The sequence below is a fragment of the Bradyrhizobium sp. USDA 4452 genome, assembly GCF_054063575.1.
This window is the reverse complement of the sequence record NZ_JBSSGK010000002.1, coordinates 41,649-58,646: the sequence shown is the minus strand read 5'-3', so window position 1 is coordinate 58,646 and position 16,998 is coordinate 41,649. Positions and strand designations below refer to the sequence as shown.

At 62.2% G+C, this 16,998-nt stretch carries 29 protein-coding genes; 1 reads left to right on the top strand and 28 read right to left on the bottom strand.

Annotated elements, in window-relative coordinates:
- Positions 1 to 34: 34 nt before the first annotated feature.
- The 17 genes from ACVISU_RS41540 to ACVISU_RS41460 form a co-directional block, all read right to left on the bottom strand.
- Entirely contained in the window at positions 35 to 1,618 is a 1,584-nt protein-coding gene (locus ACVISU_RS41540) for a UvrD-helicase domain-containing protein (RefSeq protein ID WP_194483201.1), read from the bottom strand.
- Positions 1,619 to 1,699: 81 nt separating this feature from the next.
- On the bottom strand, positions 1,700 to 1,999 hold the full coding sequence (locus ACVISU_RS41535) for a hypothetical protein (RefSeq protein WP_194483200.1): 300 nt from the start codon (positions 1,997 to 1,999) through the stop codon (positions 1,700 to 1,702).
- Entirely contained in the window at positions 1,999 to 2,370 is a 372-nt protein-coding gene (locus ACVISU_RS41530) for a hypothetical protein (RefSeq protein WP_194483199.1), read from the bottom strand. The genes ACVISU_RS41535 and ACVISU_RS41530 overlap by 1 nt, the downstream gene beginning before the upstream one ends.
- Positions 2,363 to 2,734 (bottom strand): hypothetical protein, encoded by a 372-nt coding sequence (locus ACVISU_RS41525; RefSeq protein WP_194483198.1) that lies wholly within the window; start codon positions 2,732 to 2,734, stop codon positions 2,363 to 2,365. The genes ACVISU_RS41530 and ACVISU_RS41525 overlap by 8 nt, the downstream gene beginning before the upstream one ends.
- 3 nt (positions 2,735 to 2,737) lie before the next feature.
- On the bottom strand, positions 2,738 to 3,037 hold the full coding sequence (locus tag ACVISU_RS41520) for a DUF7717 family protein (RefSeq protein ID WP_194483197.1): 300 nt from the start codon (positions 3,035 to 3,037) through the stop codon (positions 2,738 to 2,740).
- Positions 3,038 to 3,207: 170 nt separating this feature from the next.
- Complete coding sequence (locus ACVISU_RS41515; protein WP_194483196.1) at positions 3,208 to 3,696, bottom strand: hypothetical protein; 489 nt, start codon at positions 3,694 to 3,696, stop codon at positions 3,208 to 3,210.
- 14 nt (positions 3,697 to 3,710) lie between these two features.
- Positions 3,711 to 5,936, bottom strand: coding sequence for a hypothetical protein (locus ACVISU_RS41510; protein ID WP_194483195.1), 2,226 nt, complete (start codon positions 5,934 to 5,936; stop codon positions 3,711 to 3,713).
- Between the two features lie 39 nt (positions 5,937 to 5,975).
- The gene (locus ACVISU_RS41505) at positions 5,976 to 6,989 is read right to left on the bottom strand and encodes a hypothetical protein (protein ID WP_194483194.1); all 1,014 of its coding nucleotides are present in this window, start codon (positions 6,987 to 6,989) and stop codon (positions 5,976 to 5,978) included.
- A gap of 16 nt (positions 6,990 to 7,005) precedes the next feature.
- Complete coding sequence (locus ACVISU_RS41500; RefSeq protein ID WP_456711017.1) at positions 7,006 to 8,025, bottom strand: hypothetical protein; 1,020 nt, start codon at positions 8,023 to 8,025, stop codon at positions 7,006 to 7,008.
- A complete protein-coding gene (locus ACVISU_RS41495) occupies positions 8,003 to 8,611 on the bottom strand; it encodes a hypothetical protein (protein WP_456711016.1) in 609 nt (202 codons plus the stop codon). The genes ACVISU_RS41500 and ACVISU_RS41495 overlap by 23 nt, the downstream gene beginning before the upstream one ends.
- A gap of 613 nt (positions 8,612 to 9,224) precedes the next feature.
- A complete protein-coding gene (locus tag ACVISU_RS41490; protein WP_172647873.1) occupies positions 9,225 to 9,416 on the bottom strand; it encodes a hypothetical protein in 192 nt (63 codons plus the stop codon).
- A complete protein-coding gene (locus tag ACVISU_RS41485; RefSeq protein ID WP_028344211.1) occupies positions 9,400 to 9,585 on the bottom strand; it encodes a hypothetical protein in 186 nt (61 codons plus the stop codon). The genes ACVISU_RS41490 and ACVISU_RS41485 overlap by 17 nt, the downstream gene beginning before the upstream one ends.
- A gap of 1 nt (position 9,586) precedes the next feature.
- On the bottom strand, positions 9,587 to 10,078 hold the full coding sequence (locus ACVISU_RS41480) for a hypothetical protein (protein ID WP_028344210.1): 492 nt from the start codon (positions 10,076 to 10,078) through the stop codon (positions 9,587 to 9,589).
- Positions 10,079 to 10,469: 391 nt separating this feature from the next.
- Complete coding sequence (locus tag ACVISU_RS41475) at positions 10,470 to 10,766, bottom strand: hypothetical protein (protein ID WP_194483192.1); 297 nt, start codon at positions 10,764 to 10,766, stop codon at positions 10,470 to 10,472.
- Positions 10,763 to 11,140 (bottom strand): hypothetical protein, encoded by a 378-nt coding sequence (locus ACVISU_RS41470; protein WP_194483191.1) that lies wholly within the window; start codon positions 11,138 to 11,140, stop codon positions 10,763 to 10,765. Before ACVISU_RS41470 ends, ACVISU_RS41475 begins: the two co-directional genes overlap by 4 nt.
- Positions 11,137 to 11,409 carry a hypothetical protein gene (locus tag ACVISU_RS41465; protein ID WP_194483190.1) on the bottom strand — a complete coding sequence of 91 codons (273 nt, stop codon included), beginning with the start codon at positions 11,407 to 11,409 and terminating at the stop codon, positions 11,137 to 11,139. The genes ACVISU_RS41470 and ACVISU_RS41465 overlap by 4 nt, the downstream gene beginning before the upstream one ends.
- Positions 11,410 to 11,467: 58 nt before the next feature.
- On the bottom strand, positions 11,468 to 12,529 hold the full coding sequence (locus ACVISU_RS41460; protein ID WP_194483189.1) for a hypothetical protein: 1,062 nt from the start codon (positions 12,527 to 12,529) through the stop codon (positions 11,468 to 11,470).
- Positions 12,530 to 12,697: 168 nt separating this feature from the next.
- Between ACVISU_RS41460 and ACVISU_RS41455 the strand changes: the two genes are divergently transcribed.
- The gene (locus ACVISU_RS41455; RefSeq protein ID WP_194483188.1) at positions 12,698 to 13,150 is read left to right on the top strand and encodes a hypothetical protein; all 453 of its coding nucleotides are present in this window, start codon (positions 12,698 to 12,700) and stop codon (positions 13,148 to 13,150) included.
- Between the two features lie 14 nt (positions 13,151 to 13,164).
- Here the strand turns inward: ACVISU_RS41455 and ACVISU_RS41450 are convergent, their stop codons facing one another.
- From ACVISU_RS41450 to ACVISU_RS41400, 11 genes are all read right to left on the bottom strand, one after another.
- Positions 13,165 to 13,359 carry a hypothetical protein gene (locus ACVISU_RS41450; RefSeq protein ID WP_194483187.1) on the bottom strand — a complete coding sequence of 65 codons (195 nt, stop codon included), beginning with the start codon at positions 13,357 to 13,359 and terminating at the stop codon, positions 13,165 to 13,167.
- Positions 13,359 to 13,625 (bottom strand): hypothetical protein, encoded by a 267-nt coding sequence (locus tag ACVISU_RS41445; RefSeq protein WP_194483186.1) that lies wholly within the window; start codon positions 13,623 to 13,625, stop codon positions 13,359 to 13,361. Before ACVISU_RS41445 ends, ACVISU_RS41450 begins: the two co-directional genes overlap by 1 nt.
- Before the next feature lie 159 nt (positions 13,626 to 13,784).
- Positions 13,785 to 14,189, bottom strand: a complete 405-nt coding sequence (locus ACVISU_RS41440) for a hypothetical protein (RefSeq protein WP_194483185.1) — start codon at positions 14,187 to 14,189, stop codon at positions 13,785 to 13,787.
- Between the two features lie 19 nt (positions 14,190 to 14,208).
- Positions 14,209 to 14,586: a hypothetical protein gene (locus ACVISU_RS41435; protein ID WP_194483184.1), complete on the bottom strand. Its 378-nt coding sequence runs from the start codon at positions 14,584 to 14,586 to the stop codon at positions 14,209 to 14,211.
- Complete coding sequence (locus tag ACVISU_RS41430) at positions 14,583 to 14,876, bottom strand: hypothetical protein (RefSeq protein WP_194483183.1); 294 nt, start codon at positions 14,874 to 14,876, stop codon at positions 14,583 to 14,585. Before ACVISU_RS41430 ends, ACVISU_RS41435 begins: the two co-directional genes overlap by 4 nt.
- Positions 14,876 to 15,085, bottom strand: coding sequence for an NADPH-dependent FMN reductase family protein (locus ACVISU_RS41425; protein ID WP_194483182.1), 210 nt, complete (start codon positions 15,083 to 15,085; stop codon positions 14,876 to 14,878). Before ACVISU_RS41425 ends, ACVISU_RS41430 begins: the two co-directional genes overlap by 1 nt.
- Entirely contained in the window at positions 15,075 to 15,290 is a 216-nt protein-coding gene (locus ACVISU_RS41420; protein WP_194483181.1) for a hypothetical protein, read from the bottom strand. The genes ACVISU_RS41425 and ACVISU_RS41420 overlap by 11 nt, the downstream gene beginning before the upstream one ends.
- Positions 15,283 to 15,537 (bottom strand): hypothetical protein, encoded by a 255-nt coding sequence (locus tag ACVISU_RS41415; protein ID WP_194483180.1) that lies wholly within the window; start codon positions 15,535 to 15,537, stop codon positions 15,283 to 15,285. Before ACVISU_RS41415 ends, ACVISU_RS41420 begins: the two co-directional genes overlap by 8 nt.
- 1 nt (position 15,538) lies before the next feature.
- Positions 15,539 to 16,021 carry a hypothetical protein gene (locus ACVISU_RS41410; protein ID WP_194483179.1) on the bottom strand — a complete coding sequence of 161 codons (483 nt, stop codon included), beginning with the start codon at positions 16,019 to 16,021 and terminating at the stop codon, positions 15,539 to 15,541.
- Complete coding sequence (locus tag ACVISU_RS41405; RefSeq protein WP_028344194.1) at positions 16,021 to 16,617, bottom strand: DUF7007 domain-containing protein; 597 nt, start codon at positions 16,615 to 16,617, stop codon at positions 16,021 to 16,023. Before ACVISU_RS41405 ends, ACVISU_RS41410 begins: the two co-directional genes overlap by 1 nt.
- A gap of 1 nt (position 16,618) precedes the next feature.
- The gene (locus ACVISU_RS41400) at positions 16,619 to 16,996 is read right to left on the bottom strand and encodes a hypothetical protein (protein WP_194483178.1); all 378 of its coding nucleotides are present in this window, start codon (positions 16,994 to 16,996) and stop codon (positions 16,619 to 16,621) included.
- Positions 16,997 to 16,998 lie beyond the last annotated feature (2 nt).

The following is a 16,998-nucleotide window of genomic DNA, read 5'->3' as shown; positions in this document are numbered from 1 at the left end:
GCTTCCTTGATGGAAAGGGGCGAAGTGGCGGCCCTTAGGCCGCCTTTGTCGCTGCTACGGTTTGCTTGTTGTCGTTGGCCGGCGGCACCTTCACCTTCGGCAACGGCGGATAGAGATCGATCAGCTCTTCCATGGCTCGGGTGGCTGCCACGTACTGCAGATTGACCTCCTGCTCCTTCTCCCAGGGCATGCTGGCGTACTTCGACGGGCAGGTGTTCAGCCGATCGAGCCAGTAGACGCGCTTCCACTCACGGCCTTTCGACCGGTGGATGGTGCAGAGGGTGAGGATGCCCTTCACGTCGTCGGCGAAGATGTTGTCGATGTAGGCGGTGACCGCTGCGATCGAGTCCTGCTTGTCGTCGCGGCATGCATCCATGACGACCTTCAGCGTCTCGACCTTGTCCTCGGCCTCCTGGACCTTCGACATCTTCTTCTTCGGCAGCCAGCGCTCCTTCTCCTTCTCCAGCCAGTCCTCCAGCTTGTCCTCCAGCTCCGGGATGGTGCTGATCGACTTCCAGCGGGTGGCCAGCTTCTTGAGCGAGTTGCCGATGTCCCGGCCTTCGATGCGGCAGGGGATCTTCTCGCGGATCAGGGCGAACGCTGCCGTCACCAGCGGCCGGGTGTTGCGGCAGATGATCGCCGCGTCCCCGTTCAGACGGTCGCGGACGGTGATCATCTTCTCGAACGTCTCGGAGCTGATCTTGCCCTCGGGCGCCGAGGGGTGAGCCTCGATGTGGTTCACCCAGGTCTGGGCGAACTTCACCACGTTCTTCGGGCAGCGATAGGTGACCGTGAGCGGCATCACCTTGGCGCCGAACTCCTGCTGGATGATGTCGAGGCTGTCGTTGTCGGCGCCCGTGAAGCCGAAGATGGCCTGGTGAGGATCTCCGACAGCGATGACGCGGCCGATACCAGGCTTCATCAGCGCCTTCACCAGCAGACGGCGCACCGTGTTGGTGTCCTGCGCCTCATCGATCCAGACATTCTCGAACTGCCAGAACTTGATCTTGTAGAGCAGGGGCAGGTAGATCATGTCGTTGAAGTCGATGACGTCCGGGTTCTTGTTCGACTCCTTGAGCAGCAGGATCGCCAGGTCGATGATGTCCGATGCCTTCTTCTGCAGCGGCTCTTCGTCGAACAGGTCGAAGTGCTCGGCGATATCCTCCCAGATCGAGGTATCGTCGATGTGGCCCTGGCCCTCGATGCCGAGGCCGCTCTGCTTGGCGAGGCCGACGAGCTGACAGGCGACCGAGACGTGAGGAACGAGCGAAGGCTCGATCTTGGCGTTTTCCACCCAGTCAGCACTGATGCGCCCGACCTTCTCGTCGTCGATACGCACCTTCGGGAACGTCTTGCGGTAGTTGCGCAGGGCGATGGCGTGACAGGTCGAGGACTCAGCCTTCTTCCAGTCGATGCCGAGCTGCTCCAGCTTGCCCTTCATCTCCTTGGAGATCTTGGCGCCGAATGACAGGATGATGCTGCTGCCGCGCATCTCGCCGACCGTGCGGACGATGGTGGTCGATTTGCCGGCGCCGGCCACTGCGATCACGATGATGGAGCCGGTGCCGTTCCAGGCTTCTTGCTGGACAGCCGCTTGCTGCGGGGAGGGGACGTACATGGTTCACCTTTCGGAATTGGGTCTGGTCAGGGTTATCAGTGCATTTGCATTCAAGCAAATGATATTTGCAAAAAATGCAAATCACCGCTTCTTGCGGGGCTTCCTCGTGCGGGACAGTTCCCGAGCCTTCCGGATCAGGGCGTAGAGAGCCGATGCATCGCTGCACAGGCGTTCGTCGTCGAGATCGGCCATGATGTCTTCGGCGTGCTCGGCGTTCCGCGCCTTGTCGGTCGGCGTGTCCATCCTGGAAAGCTGGGAGAGGATCTCGCAGGCGCCTTCGACGAACTTGCGAGCCCGATCGTGCTTGGCGTCGTAGCCGCGGCCATCGATCGATGCGTCCAGGCCGTCGAGGTAGGTGGTGATCATCGGATGGAGAGCCATCACGCAGCCTCCTTGCCGGCATCGACTTCCGCGACGCGCAGCTCCTTCAGGCCTTCAACGACGCGCGTCGCATCCACCTCGTTGTAGACCTTGCAGATGTATCGCTTGTCGTCGAAGATCAGCCAGCCTTCACCGTGGAAGTTCGACATCTTGAAGGTGCGCGGATTTTCCCGCCAGAACACGGCCTTGACCTCGGCGGTCAGGTGGCGCGGCTGGATCGAGCCATAGGCGTGCTGGTCGATCAGGTTCTTGGCCTTCAGGCTGTTGAGCGAGTTGACCTCGCCCTCGCGGAGCCAGACGTAGTTGGTGGCATGGAGCGTCAGCACCTTGGCGACGATCTGCTCCTGCAGTTTCGTCAGAGTCTTAGGCATCGGTCATCTCCTTCGCGCACTCGGCGCAGTAAAACTCGTTCTCGCCGAGGGTCGTCTTGACCTCGATCGCCTTGTCGGTGTCGGCCTCGCAGCACTCGCAGATCTTGGTCAGCGCGGTGCCGGCGAAGCTCGCCCAGCTCCAGCCCAGGACGTAGGCGCCGTTGTCATCGCCCTCGGAGATGATCGCGCCATCGATCTCAAACTCTCCGTCGTCGCCGACGTCGGCCATGTCCGCGATTTTCTTGTCACGCTCCGACGCGCGGTCGTAGAAGAACTGGAGCACGTCGCCGATCTCCAGACCGGGAATAGCCGCCAGTGCGACCTGCTTCGGATCGATCGGCTTCTCGTTGATCTTCTTGCCCATGGGTCACCTCAGGTAAGCAGGGCCGTACGGACCCATCTTCGCGAGACCGTTGTGCTCGTCGAAGACGTTGCCGCGGGCGTGTTTCGCCGGCCGCGCCCAGCTCTCGGCCTTCAGCACGTCGCCGGTCGCCTTATCAATGAAGCAGTGAACGCCGCTCCCATTCACGATCCGAAATCGCTTCTGCAGCTCCTGCAGCTTCCACTCTGGCGCGGGGTTGCGCGGGTAGTTCGCCTGCCGGTGAGCCTCGGCGATGCGCTTGCAGCCTTCGAAGAAGATCTGGATTGCTTGTTGCAAGTCGGGCAAGTTCGTTACTCCTCAATTCCTTGGCGATGTCCCGCAGCTTCTGGCGGATGACTTTCGCGGTGCATTCGATCTTCATGGGTTTGCGGTGCATCCACCCGTCCAGGCGCCAGGACTCGCGGCACCCTTTGCAGTGCCACTTCGCTTCCTGGATGAGCGGGTCCACCCTCGGGTCACGCGGCATCGGCCGCGTCCCGGATGATCTCGACGATCGACGTGTTTGCGACGAAGCCGAAGTAGTCCTCGTCGTTGTCGACCGGCTCGACGTAGACGCGCTTGTCCACGTCGGTGTTGTCGACTTCGGCCACGGTGTAGATGCCGTCAGGCGCATCCTCGTCGCCTTCGACGCGGACCCGATCTCCCGGCGTCACCGCCAACACCTTCGCGGCGTCGGGCTCGGCACAGGCCTTGTAGAGCCAGGCCTGCGGCAGTTGCTCTCCGTCCAGGTACAGACCATCCTCGGTGAGGGTGGCTGCGCCGCCGGAGTGCTCCTCAACCGCCACCCGCACGTCGGCCAGCCGGACGATCTCGTCGGAGTCGTCAGAGCCTGAGGTCAACAGATCTTTGACCTTTCCGAAGTGCGTGTGGTCCGCTGCCAGGGTCCACGGACGGCCCCTGGCAATGAACGTGATTGAGGTGTCGGTGATGACGCTCGGGATCATTGGATCGCTCCGTCTCAGGCTGCTTCCGCCAGCGGGTCGATCTCGTCCTCGACCGGCTCGGCGTTCTGGTTGTTGTCGTTCAGCGCCAGCGCAGCCCTCGCCATTTCCGCCTGCTGTTGCAGGAGCTGCTGCTCTGCATGCAGGAGGTCACAGTAGTGCTTGAGCTGGCGCTGGGTTTGGGCAGCGTCCGTGCGGTTCGAGTACGAGTAGTACGGGTTCGGCTCGATGATCAGCTTGAGCAGCGCGTACTTCGAGCACAGCTCGCGGTAGCGCCGTTCCATCGCCGTGATCGGGCACTGCACCTCCGGCTTGTCGATTTCGATACCGAGCCTGGACAGGGCGGAGTGGGCCTTGTCGGTCGGGGTATCGACGGTCGAGTTGCCCCGGAGAGCGGTGCCGAGCGCCGTCAGCTCGGTCTTGAACAGCAGCAGGTCGCCCGGCGCATTGGCGAACGTCGCCGGCGTCATGCCGACGATGCCCCTCAGCGCCGAGTCGAGATCGTTGAAGGACTTCTGGTGCAGTCCGGTGAACGTCGAGACGTCGATCTTGGCCTGCAGATCGGGGATCAGGTCATCTCCGAACAGCGTCCAGTTGTCGCCGAGCGCAGCGTGATCCTCGCTCTGGATCAGGATCGTGGTGCCTTCCTCGACCAGACCCAGCTCGAAGGAGGCCGAGATGACTTCCTTCATCACGCTGAGCGAGACGCTGTTCTGTTCGGTCGAGACCTTGACGTACTCGTTACCGCGACGCCGGCTGTAGAGGCCGTTGCTGACGCGCTGCAGGTAGAAGCCGCCCTCGGCCAGGTCGACATCCTCCTGCGACACGAGGACGCCACCACCCTCGGTGACCACCATCACCCTGCGGCGACGGACGGTCTTGCCACGGGTCCGCTTGCTCGCCGGCACCTTGAAGGTGTCCAACTCGACGACCTCGGGATTGCCGAGGGCATTGAGCACTTCCTCGCGGAAGGCCCGCTTGCAGCGGATCCAGAGCACCTTCTGGCCGACCAACTGCGCCATCTGGAAGCGCGAGTAGGAGTAGCTGGGGTTGTGCTCGATGACGATTTTGGCGTCCCGGCACCAGCTCATCCGGACCGTGGTGTCTTCGAACTTGTCGAAGTGGACCCAGCCATCGGCCAGCATCCCGGTCTTGCAGTTGATCTTCGGAACGGTCGACGAGAGCGTCTTGCCGCGCCACTTCACGACCTCCCGCAGCTTCTCGGTGCGAGAGACGCCGAGAGACTGGGTTGCTTCCTCGAACAGCTCGACGGCACCGATCAGGTCTTCAGCCGTGTCGACGGCGGTCTGACAGTTTCGGATGAAGTTCTGCTCATACTCCTCGGTCAAGCGAGCCAGGGTCGCCTTGGTATTGTCGTCATAGGCCAGCTCTTCGCGGGACAGCGTCACCTTGAGCGAGCCGATCGGCGCATCGAACAGGACGGCGTCGCTGTAGTCGAGGAAGCCCGTCGTCTTGATCTGCCGCATGTCGAAGGGGTACATCACGCAACCCATGCGGACGTGCGGACCGTTGAACGGCACCGTTCCGTTCTTGTAACGGGTGTAGTTGTCGCCCTGGCTCATGACGACCGGGTCCTTCCAGTCGATCGCCGGGGTGATCTTCGGCCGCGGAGTGAACGACCAGAGGATGCTGCGAGCCCGATCATGGAACTCGCGGATGTCTTCGCGGCGAACCGGGAAAGACACCTCCAGGCCGGTCGGCTCGTCGGACGGCGCCTCGATCAGCAGGCGCATGGTCGGCGCACCGCTCTGGGAGAGCGAGAGCACGTAGGTCCGCATCATGCCGCCGTGGTAGGACGTCACGGTGTAGGAGCCGGAGCCCGAGTCCGAGATCAGGTAGGCGTACGGGCTCTTCGAACCCAGACCCCAGCCGCCGACCTGGTCGTTGCTGCCACGCTTCGTCGAAGCGTAGAGGCGGGCATAGACGTTCTTCATGTCGTCGGGCGACATGCCGGGACCGAAGTCCCGGAACGAGATCGTCGGCGAGAGCGGCGTCGGCAGCCGGATCTGCGGGATCTTGTCCTCCGGGATGTCGTCGCCGTACTTCAGGCGCGACCCATCCCACATGTTCGTCGTCAGCTCGCGGATCGGGTAGCCGATCTTGTCCTTCGCCAGGCCGGAGATCTGGGCGTAGAACGCAACCGCGTTGGCTTCGAACGAGATAGCGACTTCATCCTGCACTCCAGAGGCGACGTCCACATGCTCTTGCAATCCGAGTTTCATTGTTCAGTGTCCTTTGTTTCGTGATTTCGTGGGTGGCGATCAGGCGCTGAGCAGGCCTTCGTCGTCGAAGAGATCGAGGAAGGAGCGCTCGCGGGGCCGGTTGATGAGGTAGATGGCGTCATCCAACTCCTCGGCGCTGACCTTGATGTCGGCCAGGTACTGAGCGACCTGTCGCGGGTACTTGAAGACCAGATCCTCGAGTTCGCGCTGCCGCAGCTGCTTCAGCATCCGCATGGTACGCAGCGGACTGCTGCTGCCGAAGCTGCTGCCTGTCGACGAGCCCGACCAGGAGGAGCGCTTCACGTCCGGCTCCGTGGCCTTGGGATTGCGTTCGATGACGAACTTCGAAGCGTCGATCTTGACCATGTGGTCGCGCAACTCGAACAGATGCTGGACGCACTGCGTCTCCCGATTGGTGTGCTCGTTCTCGTATCCAACCGAGACGTTCGAGCACTCCGGCACGATGCCCATGTAGATCTTGGTGTCCGTGAGGACGCCGGTCGGATCGTTCTTGAACCGGCTGGGCAGCTGAGCTGCCAGGGAGTCGCCGAACGCATCCGACGCCGTCCGTCCCCGCTGGTGGGTGATGACGGACGTGAAGCCGCGACGGTCGAAGGCGATGGCAGCTTTGATGCCATCCAGGAATTCGGGCGTCTCGTTGGCGATGCCACCCGATCCCTTGCAGCCGACCTCCTCACCGAAGTGGAAGACGTACAGGCCTGGCACCTTCGCCTCGATCATCTTGATCATGATGAAGTTGCCGGCCGCGTCGTCGGCGCCGAGACAGTTCGACTTGGACTTCTTCGGCAGATGGATCTTGGTGCCGGTCATTTCGATCTGCTGGAAGCCTTCATCCCGGTGGACGCTGTCCGTGTGGGATGACCAGAGGATCGTCGGCTTTTCCTCGCCGATGATCATGAACCGGTTGCCGAACTTGTCGGTCTGCACCCCGAGCGGGGTGATGAACCGATCGATGTAGGCAAGCTCGGTCTTCGAGCCATAGGGACGACGATGCGACAGCATCGCCTTGAGCATCTCAAGGTCGTTGGACATTTCAGTTCCTGTTGGATTAGCGGGTTGGATCGTAGTCATACCGAGCGGCCGGCTCAGGGAGGCCCCGGAGCATCTGGTCGCGCAGTTGTCGGTCGACGAGATCGCCCATGTAGCGGGCCATCTCTTGTTGCTGGCGTGGGTCGAGCTGGGGCGCAGCCACGAACGGGTCGTCGATGATCACCTGGTCAGCACGCCGACCGGTGACGCGAGTTTCGACCGTGTTGGTGACGGCGTTATACTCACGCTCAAAGCGGCTCTTGCTCAGGTACCGCATGTCGCGGTGCCACGGCTTTTCGCCGATGAGATCACCGATGGTGACGGTGCCCCAGCGCTCCTCCTCGATCGCCTTGATCTTCTTCGCTGGCAGCTCCTTGCCGTCAGCATCGAAGCGCCACTCCACGCTGTTGTGGACACGACGGTCGCCCTTCTGAACCATCTCGGTCTTGGGATGGTTCTTCTTGGTGACGGCGCAGTGCTCGCCGTGCTCGGCGAAGTAGTCGTGGCCCCAGTAAACGCCTGGAGTGGCCATGGAGACCTTGAACTCGTTGGCGTAGAGCTTGCCGGAGCCACGGCAGGTGAAGGCGTAGGACTGGTACGCCTGGCTGGACCATTCCTGCTCGACACCGTGGATGTGCTTGAAGGTGTGCGCCGGCTGTCCGCTGCGCATCTTCGGGCAATACTGGTAGAGCAGGGAGCGACCGGCGCTGCCGCCACAGCTGATGTACTTCGTGCCAAGCGGCAGGCTTGCCAGCGTGCCGTTGTAGGTCTCGAAATAGTCGCCGTTCATGATGACCATCTCGATGTCGTCGAAGTACGGCATCACGTATTCCCAGCGCCGTTCGGGGTGCTCGATCTTGAGGAGCTTCGCGCCGTCCGGGAAGCGGATGTTGTCGCCGTGGTAGTAGGTGTAGCCCTCGGCCTTCATCGCAGCGATCATGCGCTGGATGTCGCCATAGCAGCGACCGAAGATCTTCTTCTCGGGCCAGCACAGGCAGCGCGACTGGATGCGGCCCTCAGCGTTCTTGGTGTAGGCCACAGCCAGGTCGCCAGCCCCCGTAGGGCTCGGTCGGCCAGTGCGGGTCCATCCCTTCGAACGTGTGCTTGCCGTCCATGCACGAGCCGGGACCTTCTTTGTAGATGCGGACGATCTCTTCCGGGCTGAACGCAAAGAAGATCTCGCCGTTGGGATCGATGGCAGCGATCAGCTTCCGGCGGTGAGCGTCGGGGATCTTGTCTTCGGTCTCATAGAACCGGGTGATGTACCGGCCCGGGTTGAGCGAGGTCGTGCGGTCGATCGTGCCGTGCTCGTCGCTCTCGGTGAACGCGATCTTCGACGGATCGCGCGGGCAGAGGTGAGCGAAGTGATCCTTGATCGGCTCAAGGTCCCACGCCTCAGGCAGCGCCTTCAAAGCGCCGCTCGCGAGCCGCTCCTGCTGCCGGCCACGCCAGTCCGGAGCCTGGGCCATGCGCCGCGGCTGCACCTTGTAGCCGCGCTCCTCGGTAAGGGTCTTCGCGGCCTTCGCTGCCTCGCTGCCCTTGTCATAGGGGCCATAGTCCGGGATCGGCACATCTTTCATGGCACCGGCCCCGTCCGGTTCTAACCGGACCAGGTAGAACGACATTGCAGTCCTCCATTTGCTTTGATTTGCATTCAAGCTATCGTGCAGGCGCACGTATCTCTTGGTGGAGCAGGGAAAACCTTTGAAACATGAGGTTCGCCCGGCTGCCGTTCTTGGCGTTAATTTGCATTCATGCGCACGGAAGCGCAAGAGTTATTTACAAACAACCGCCTTCTAACGCGGTCTATCTCGTGGATTGTAGAAGCGAACCCGCCGCACGGGCCCGGCCTTCATCGGCTTGTTGACCATGGCTCCATCTCATTGGTGTTGAAGATTGAGGTGGAAGCTGAGGGATGGTCTGTCCCTTGCGTAGTAATACCGGATCTTTCGCATTCGCACGTCTCCGTCTCATGGAGTGGGTGGGATGAGAAGATGCAGGGTTGGTCTGTCCCGAGAGTTGAACAGGCGGAACCTCCTGATGGTCCCGCAGAAGTCTTATGGTGAGCATTTGCGCTCCTCTTTTTGGTTTGACGCGCTCTCGGTGTGAGTCGTCTGTTAGTCAAGTTCCCTGCCTACAAGTCATGCTAGTTCGTAGAAGTGACGTCGAAGCCCAACCGAGCACTTCGAACATCGGCGGTTGGTGGGGACCTCATCAAGCATCCCCAGTTAGACCCGATCAGTTTTCCTCGACGACGTAGTCGATGAGGAATGACTCGAGTCCATCCTTGTGCGCCGCGTCGCATGCCTCATGGATGCTGAGGTATGCGCCGTGCCAGCGTTTGCCGGGCCATTTGGCGCGAAGCGTGTTGCCGTTCAGCCTGGCGTAGAGCACAGGCCTGCCGGCTTGTTCGTCAGAGACCTCGGACACGATCGATCCCCTCGAACGCGCGGGCCTGCTCGCGGAGGCCGGCGATTGTGATCGCGGCGTCCACACGGTCGTCCTCGATCATCGCAAGCGTTGCCTCGCGGCGCCGGCGCTCCAGGTCAGCCCACGATCCGCGATACCGGGTGATCGGTCCCTTGGTTGAAAGTCCCATGTTATTCGTCCTTCCAGTCGATGGTGAAGGTCCCCTCCGGACCTGGTATGAGCGCAGCGTCGAAGAACTCGATCGCCTTGCGGATTGCAGTCATGTTCGGCTTGCTGCCGCGCTGTGCTCGGAGCGCGGCGCAGCTGGTGAAGTAAAGCCCTGTGCCCAGCTCGGCATCGAGAGCGCGAACCGAGATGCCGTCCTCCCTGGCTCGCTTGCGGATGGCGTCTGCCAGCGGCTCGCCGAGGATCTTCAGCGGCAGCTCGTGAGAATTGAACAGGGTGACGCCCAGCTCCTGGGCGCGTTTCGTGATGTCCCACTTCGTGCGGTGCGGCAGAATGTGGGAGATGCCGGTGGCACCCTTGGTCGCAGCAGCACGCCTGATCTCCTCGTCCTCGCCGCGGGTGAATGGCGGCCGGCGGTAGGTGAAGCCGGTAGAGCTGCGCTTACCCGAGACCGATTGCCTCGACCGGCCCGGCAGCAGCGCGTGCAGATCGTGCAATCTCAAATGCCGATTGCGCCTGATGATGTCGATCTCGGCATTGGTGTACTGCTTGCCGCATCTAACGAAGAAGCCGTCACCGGACCTCTCGGCACCAGAACTTTTCGAGGCACGACGGGCATTCGATGACTTCGCTGGATTTGTCGCCTTCTTCGTGGAAGTCGTAGTCGCAAAAGGGACAATCGAAGTGGGTTCTGATGTACCCGAGGACATGTTCTGAGCAGCTATCACGGAGGTCACTCATGTGCGGGCAAACCGCTTGTTGATGTCGACGAAACGCCGCTCTTGCCGGCGCTGCCGTCCTCGATCTGATTTCGAGAACGGCTCGTGGTGTCGCTTCCAGGTGCTGGTTTCGAGCAGGAAGCGGAAGGCGGCGCCGATGTCGCGCTGCTCAGGATTTCCCTTGCAGCACGGGTGACGCATTCGGCGGTACTGTTGAAGCATTGGAGCGCTCCCTCTGCAGTCGGCAGGCGAGATAGGGGCCAGTGCTGCCGGTCATCTCGCGCAGCTCCAGCGGTTTCGGGCAGCCGATCTCCCAGTTGCCGCACTGCTCGCACGTCCCACCGCGACCGCAGCTGTAAGTGCTGGTCACCTGTGTGCAGACGAGGCGAGGCAAGGGAAGATTGCTGTTGCCTTCGTCACAGCCGGTGAGCAGCAACGCGGCGATAAGGATGATTGATCGCTTCATGCGGCGAACCCCAGCTCGTGGCGATAGCGCTGAGGCTTCGGCGCCTCGTACCAGAAGGCGATGCGCGGCGGCTCTTCGTAGACCGCGATGACGGTCGGCGCCCGACCCATCTTCTTGGTGTACCAGCTGGCCGATTTGCGGAGCGTCCGGCCGCTCTCGCGGGCAGTGTCGATCAGCAGCAGCTCGAACTTGTCCGGGACATTGGCGCCGAACGGGATGAACGGGATGCCGAGGATGTGAGAGGCGTAAACCGCGGCGACAGCGCCGGATCGGCCGGGGCCGGTGACGCAGCCGACATGCTCAACCCACTGGTTGAAGAGGACGGTTCTGATGCGCTGAGCGAACTCGGCTTCGGAGACGATGCGGATGGTCATGCCACGGCTTTCTTGTTGATGGTGTCGATGATGCAGCGGTGTTCCAGGGGATTGTGATCAGCCAGGAACTGCAGCGCTTTCTGGTGGTATTCGCTGCCGGCGTTGGCGTAGTCGACGACGAGGCGCCACGCTTCCAGGTCATCCCGGAGGCGGTCGCACTCATCGAGCTTCTGCAATTGCCAGGGACCGTTCTCGCTGCCGTCGCAGTCGAAGATGCCCCAGCCCTGGTCGAAGGCGATGTTGTTGTCGAAGGAAACTCTGTCCGGCATGTCGATCTCCAAGGGGGAAGGGTGCCCGCCCTCCGAAGAGGACGGGCAGTGGTTGGGATCAGCGGATGTTCTTGTTCAGAGCCCAGTACGGGTTGGTCCCGTCATGCGGCTTGACGAACAGCGTCTGGTAGGCGTGATCGCGGGTCTTGATGACCTCGACCTGGCGGGTGCCGAAGCGCTGGCGATAGGCCGACACGGTCTGACCCGGGGCGATCAGGCGTCCGTTCACCCACTTCGCATCCGGATGCGGCGGAGCAGCCTCGACGACCTCGGCCACGACCTCGTCGCCGGACTCGTCACCACCCTCGTCGTGCTCTTCTTCCTCGTTGAAGTCCGAGCCGTCGCCCTCGACGACTGTCGACTCGACGACGGCGCTGGCCGAGACGCGCGGCGGGATGGTGATCGGGAACACGCCGAACACGTCATCGTAGGCGTGGTTGCTCGCTCGATCGGCTGCGAACTGGGTGTCGTAGAGCGTCTCGTCGACAGAGAGGGCCCGATCCTCGTCGATGAACAGGCGAACGAACTTCGTCTGCGGTTCGGTCGAGATGTTCTCGAAGACCCAGTCGCCGCGGATGTCATCGCCGTCCAGGTCGAACTGGAGGACGACGCGCTCACCCTCGCTGTCGTGGTAGCCGGCGATCACGACCGGATGCGTGGCATCGGCCAGCACCGAGAGGATCACGACCTCCGTGAGGAAGTCCTGATTGTCGTCGGTCCGGAAGATCTCGAACGGCTTGTTGAAGTCGACCTTGCCGACCGGATACTTCGGCGGCGAGGGCGGGGCTTCCGGCGCCGGCAGCGCTTCGACAACCGGCTCTTCGGCCGTGATGGCGGCGAAGACTTCCTCGGTCGAGGTGTCAGCAGCGAAGACTTCCGAGGTCTCGGCGATCGGCGAACCGATAGCGGCGGCGAGCAGGGCGCCGTTGTCGATCTCGGTGGTCAGGCCCGAGGCTTCCGTGCCGGCAGCCTGGTCAGCCTGCAAGTCGGCTCGGTTGAGGTAGCCGGACATGCTGACGACGGATGCCGTCTCGGTTGGAGCGGGCAACAGGTTGGTCGGCTGCTGCTCGTTCGCGAGGACGAGACCGTAGGTGGACGTTTGGCCCATGGTGGGGTCCATTTGCAGTTCTCCTTTGGTGATTGCGGCCGACTGGTTGAGGTCACCCCGTCAGTGACGGCGGCCCGCGCTTGGATTGACGGGGTGTTTCGCTGCGCGCCTATAGACCGTCGTTTGCATTAATTGCAAGTGCAAATTTGCATTTAAGCAAACGTTCAGGTATAGGGAGGCATGCAGAAAACTGAATTGGTCTATGGGTTACCTTGGCTCCAAACGAAGCCGGAACGCGCTATCTTCGATGAACTTCAGTTCGCCTGCGTCTATGCAGCCGGCCCCCTCGGGGGTCGGCCGCTACGGCTCGGCGCCTCGACCAACCTCAAGAAGCGGATCGAGTGCCTGCAGCCCGGCAGCTGGGAGCCGCTGAAGGTCCATCATGCGATCTGGACCACGAACGAGGCGTTCGCCGTCCGGATCTTCAACGATGCCGCCGCCATGTTCGACAAGGCGAACCGCCGCCTGGTCGGGGACTGGTTCGACGTGACGCCGGACTTCGCCGTCCAGGCATTCCGGATCGCGGCCGAGAAGGCCAACATCAGCTTCATCTCGCATGACGCCATGCTGGACAGGGTCAGAGCCATCCGGGAGAAGCGCCTGAACAGCGGCATCGTGGTCCGTAAGCGCTAGTTCTGGCAGGCCCATCAGGCGGCTTCCTCATTGTCGTTGCAGGGTCGGCTCATGATCGGGAGCAGGCCAAGCATGTGAATGTCGAGAGTGATCGGCTCCACCCAGGTGAAGCCGGCACGGTCCCGATGCGTGTGGTTGAAGGTGACGGTGTGGACGACGACCGTGCCGAACGGCAGGCGCTTGCCCGGAGGCAGACCGATGGCGAACATCAGTCTTCTCCCCAGCAGTCTTCGCAGTCGAGGTCTTCCAGCTCCTCGGGGAGCGGCTGGCGATCGGTCGCGGGCCAGAACGGTGCCGCGAACATGCCGGCGCCGTAGGTCACCTCGCCGCCCTTGACGCCGATCTTGGCGGCCAGCGCCTTCGACATCTCGGTTCCGATCTTTTCGAGCTGATCGGTGTAGGCTTTGACCTCGTCGGGCATCTTGGCGCGATACATCGCCTCGATCATCTCTCCGAGCCTTAGTTGGTAGGCCATTTGCAGTTCCCTTCATTTGCATCAGGATTGCATAGCATTTGCATTCAAGCAAGTGCTATTTCACGAGTCCACCCAGAACGACAGCGAACGCTGCGGCCAGGAGGAGCGCGAGCCCCAGGTTTCGAACGCTGAGGAACTCGCGCGGGTCCGCCTGGAGCCTCAATTGATCTTCCTCATGAAGCCGATGTTGACCATCACGGCGCCGTACTTTTTGCAGAAGACGCGGTCGCCCTTTTTGATCTCGACCAGCAGCTCTTCGAGGTGTGAGCGGACCCGCTGCGTTACGGACGGGATCAGCTTCGTGCGGTCGTACTCCATGTCCATGATGACGAAGATCGCGTTCATGGTGGCAGGAGCGTAGGTTTCGAAGTCGGCGCCCATCCGATCAGCGGCGCGCCGTGCGCCTCCGTCGATGAACTCGTAGCTCGACGAGCACTTCTGCAGGACAGCGTAGGAGATCGTTGCCAGGGCGACGAAATCCGCGTCGACGTTTTCGGCCTTGGCGGGAGAAGAGAAGGCAAGCGCCAGCGTTACCGCCAGCGCTGCAATTGCGCGCAGTTTCATAGTCGTAGTTCCTTGTCGGTTATGGTCGTCGTCGCTGCTTGTAGGAGGCGAGGATCATGTCCATCACCTCAGCGACTCGGAGGCGGGACTCTCGCTGTTGACGAACAGCCCGGAACCGGCAGAAGCGGCCGGACTTGTCGAGCTGGGTCACCGGCACGTCTTCATAGCCGTGGCGGTAGGGTGGGGTGGTGGCCAGGATATCGACGATGGGACGCATCATCGCCAGCCAGGGGTCGTTGAGGTCGGGATCGGCCGGCTTGGCCTTGTACTGCTTCTCGATCTCGTACAGCCGGTTTGATGCGAGGGTGAAGACATCCCGCATGTATCTGGTCGGGACGCCGGCAATCGTCGGCGTTCCGTTGGGGTGATGCTGCACCCGGATGGCGAGCCGGTTCACTGAACCTCTCCGCAACCGTTGCAGACATAGGCGTTCTGATCGGGCGTCCATTCCCACTCAGACTCGATGCCGGCGTCGTTGCAGTCGCAGCCGATATCCTCCGCCTCGTACACGGGCTCGGGATACTCGTTCATGCTGTTGTCTTCCTCCGGCGCGTCCAGCTTCCATGTCAGGTTGCCGTCGCCGTCGCAGTTCCAGTCGGTGACATGGCCGTCCTTGACCATGCATCCCGTGTAGAAGCCGGGCGACTCCACCTTGGCGCACAGGGTGCATTTCGCTGTTGTGACCATCACTCGCCCTCCGGGACTTCGTCGTCGAAGTGCTCGCCGCTATCGATCGTGAGCACGTCGACCAGTTGGACCGGGCCGCTCACGGTGAGGTCTTCCAGGAACTGGATGGCCGCATAACAGCCGCCATCGCCCATCTCGTCGCCCTGGAAGATGCGCTCGTGCTCGCCGCCGGACTGGTCGCGGTAGGTGATCTTGACCTTAACGCCCATTGGCTTCCTCCCGTCGCACCTCGGCATCGCGGATCTTCAGCAGCGCCAGGTCGAGATCATCCCGAAGCTTGCGGGCCTGGACGGTGTCCAGAACCTCACAGCAGCGCGTGCCGCCCTTCGGACCGATCAGGTAGACGATGACGCGGTCGTTCGGATCGCGGTCGAATGACCCGCCGCTGGTGAAGCCGCTGATGAACTCACGCATCGTCGTCATCCTCGTCGTCGACGGGGGTGAGCTGGTCGAACGTCCACTCGGCGCCGTTGTCGTCGAGGAAGACGGTCTTTCCGTCCTTGGTGGCGGTGACCTGATCGTCATAGAAGATCACGGTGCCGTCGCTGTCGTGGACGGGCGTTCCGTCATCCTCAATGCCGCTGATCCCGCAGCGGCCGGTCAGCCGCTCCAGCGTGCCGATGATGGCCGATCCGCTCGGCGAAACGTATTCGCGTGCCATCTTAGCCCTCCGACGACGTCAGCATGGTGGTGAACGTCTCGCCGTGAGCGTTCTCGACCTCGGACCAGTCCTCGATCAGCATGTTGAGGATGCCGACCAGTTCGAGCGGGACCGGCACGTAGCAGGGATAGGCGTCCTGCTCCTGGTGCTCGGCGATGCCCTGCAGCCAGGTGTCGAGGCGGGCGCGGTTGGTGACCGGGATGCCTTCCTCGTCCAACTCCTCGTCGGACGGGTGCTCGTCGATCCAGGTGACCAGATCACCCAGCTCGTCCGCACTGCCGATCGCCAGCATCCACGCCTTGTCGAGCTGCGCCTTCGGCAGCGACTCGAGGATGGTGCGAGCTTCGAGATCGACGTCGTTCATATCGCGGATGCGATAGCCGGCGTTGATCATGATGTCGCCGATCGCGGACAGTGTGTCGCTGTCCCACTCCACGCCATCCATCTGTTCCTGGATGGCAAGCATTGCCTGATGGTCGTTCATTATGGCCTCTCGGGTTTGGCGATTTCGGTGTCGATGGTCGCGTCGATGACGTGTCCGTGGCGTCCGCGCTTCTGGTACCTATCGTGATCGATAAGGAACCACTTCTCGACGTGCTGGCATTTGGCGACGACGCCGACCTTGCCCTTCGGCACCCAGTGCGCCCAATCGCCCCACGCGGCGGTGACGATGAACTTTTCGCGGTTCTCGATCTCGAACAGCTTCTCGTCGCGGATCAGGGACTGGCCCTTCTCCAGCTTGACGCCGAAGAACTGCTCGTACTGATCGGGGTGCCAGTGGCGGAACGTCTCGACGGCGATGTCGTATTCGCTCCGGTCAGGCTTGCCCTCGATCTTGATGATGCGCTGGAAGGCGATCGGGTGAATCATGGCGGCGATCGACCACTGACAGTCCTCCTCGTACCAGCCGGCCTCGGCTCGCATGTACTTCGGGACCGCCGCATTGCGCTCGCGGGACAGCTTGATGCCGCCGTGACCTGCGGTCGAGACGGACCAGATGCCAGGCGCCAGCTCGCGCTTGTCCTGGATGGCGCCCCACGGCGACGACTTGGGGCATTCGCAGCGCTCGTACTGGGTCATCTCAGTCCTCGAATTTGATCTTGCGGAAAGCGAGATGGCTCTTCGCATAGGGGGTGATCTCGCCACGGTCGTAGGCGAGGGCGTAGGTCGGACAGCGGACGAACACGCAGTTCGATGGTTCGTCGTCCGAGTCGCTTTCGTCGTGCTCGGTGGTGAAGCCGAAGTGGCATTCGTCGAAGTGCTTGTCGCCCTTCCGCAGCGGTCGCCACCACCACTCGTCATCGTCGAGCGACCAGCCGGCATCGATCGCCGCCTGATGGATGCGGTGGACCTTCTCGATCAGGTCGAGGCCCTTGAGTGCGGCGACGACCTGACTGCGACGGATGCCGTGCATCGACTGGATCACATGTCGGATGTCATGGGTGAACAGCGGTTGCATGA

What these genes read in the sequence shown, in the direction of transcription:
- ACVISU_RS41405 (WP_028344194.1), bottom strand. Translation starts at nt 16,617, where the DNA reads ATGACCCAGTACGAGCGCTGCGAATGCCCCAAGTCGTCGCCGTGGGGC.
- ACVISU_RS41495 (WP_456711016.1), bottom strand. Translation starts at nt 8,611, where the DNA reads ATGTCGTTCTACCTGGTCCGGTTAGAACCGGACGGGGCCGGTGCCATG.
- ACVISU_RS41515 (WP_194483196.1), bottom strand. Translation starts at nt 3,696, where the DNA reads ATGATCCCGAGCGTCATCACCGACACCTCAATCACGTTCATTGCCAGG.
- ACVISU_RS41530 (WP_194483199.1), bottom strand. Translation starts at nt 2,370, where the DNA reads ATGCCTAAGACTCTGACGAAACTGCAGGAGCAGATCGTCGCCAAGGTG.
- ACVISU_RS41430 (WP_194483183.1), bottom strand. Translation starts at nt 14,876, where the DNA reads ATGGTCACAACAGCGAAATGCACCCTGTGCGCCAAGGTGGAGTCGCCC.
- ACVISU_RS41410 (WP_194483179.1), bottom strand. Translation starts at nt 16,021, where the DNA reads ATGAACGACCATCAGGCAATGCTTGCCATCCAGGAACAGATGGATGGC.
- ACVISU_RS41460 (WP_194483189.1), bottom strand. Translation starts at nt 12,529, where the DNA reads ATGGACCCCACCATGGGCCAAACGTCCACCTACGGTCTCGTCCTCGCG.
- ACVISU_RS41470 (WP_194483191.1), bottom strand. Translation starts at nt 11,140, where the DNA reads ATGACCATCCGCATCGTCTCCGAAGCCGAGTTCGCTCAGCGCATCAGA.
- ACVISU_RS41455 (WP_194483188.1), top strand. Translation starts at nt 12,698, where the DNA reads ATGCAGAAAACTGAATTGGTCTATGGGTTACCTTGGCTCCAAACGAAG.
- ACVISU_RS41525 (WP_194483198.1), bottom strand. Translation starts at nt 2,734, where the DNA reads ATGGGCAAGAAGATCAACGAGAAGCCGATCGATCCGAAGCAGGTCGCA.
- ACVISU_RS41475 (WP_194483192.1), bottom strand. Translation starts at nt 10,766, where the DNA reads ATGAAGCGATCAATCATCCTTATCGCCGCGTTGCTGCTCACCGGCTGT.
- ACVISU_RS41535 (WP_194483200.1), bottom strand. Translation starts at nt 1,999, where the DNA reads ATGGCTCTCCATCCGATGATCACCACCTACCTCGACGGCCTGGACGCA.
- ACVISU_RS41505 (WP_194483194.1), bottom strand. Translation starts at nt 6,989, where the DNA reads ATGTCCAACGACCTTGAGATGCTCAAGGCGATGCTGTCGCATCGTCGT.
- ACVISU_RS41450 (WP_194483187.1), bottom strand. Translation starts at nt 13,359, where the DNA reads ATGTTCGCCATCGGTCTGCCTCCGGGCAAGCGCCTGCCGTTCGGCACG.
- ACVISU_RS41465 (WP_194483190.1), bottom strand. Translation starts at nt 11,409, where the DNA reads ATGCCGGACAGAGTTTCCTTCGACAACAACATCGCCTTCGACCAGGGC.
- ACVISU_RS41445 (WP_194483186.1), bottom strand. Translation starts at nt 13,625, where the DNA reads ATGGCCTACCAACTAAGGCTCGGAGAGATGATCGAGGCGATGTATCGC.
- ACVISU_RS41400 (WP_194483178.1), bottom strand. Translation starts at nt 16,996, where the DNA reads ATGCAACCGCTGTTCACCCATGACATCCGACATGTGATCCAGTCGATG.
- ACVISU_RS41485 (WP_028344211.1), bottom strand. Translation starts at nt 9,585, where the DNA reads ATGGGACTTTCAACCAAGGGACCGATCACCCGGTATCGCGGATCGTGG.
- ACVISU_RS41540 (WP_194483201.1), bottom strand. Translation starts at nt 1,618, where the DNA reads ATGTACGTCCCCTCCCCGCAGCAAGCGGCTGTCCAGCAAGAAGCCTGG.
- ACVISU_RS41420 (WP_194483181.1), bottom strand. Translation starts at nt 15,290, where the DNA reads ATGCGTGAGTTCATCAGCGGCTTCACCAGCGGCGGGTCATTCGACCGC.
- ACVISU_RS41440 (WP_194483185.1), bottom strand. Translation starts at nt 14,189, where the DNA reads ATGAAACTGCGCGCAATTGCAGCGCTGGCGGTAACGCTGGCGCTTGCC.
- ACVISU_RS41425 (WP_194483182.1), bottom strand. Translation starts at nt 15,085, where the DNA reads ATGGGCGTTAAGGTCAAGATCACCTACCGCGACCAGTCCGGCGGCGAG.
- ACVISU_RS41415 (WP_194483180.1), bottom strand. Translation starts at nt 15,537, where the DNA reads ATGGCACGCGAATACGTTTCGCCGAGCGGATCGGCCATCATCGGCACG.
- ACVISU_RS41510 (WP_194483195.1), bottom strand. Translation starts at nt 5,936, where the DNA reads ATGAAACTCGGATTGCAAGAGCATGTGGACGTCGCCTCTGGAGTGCAG.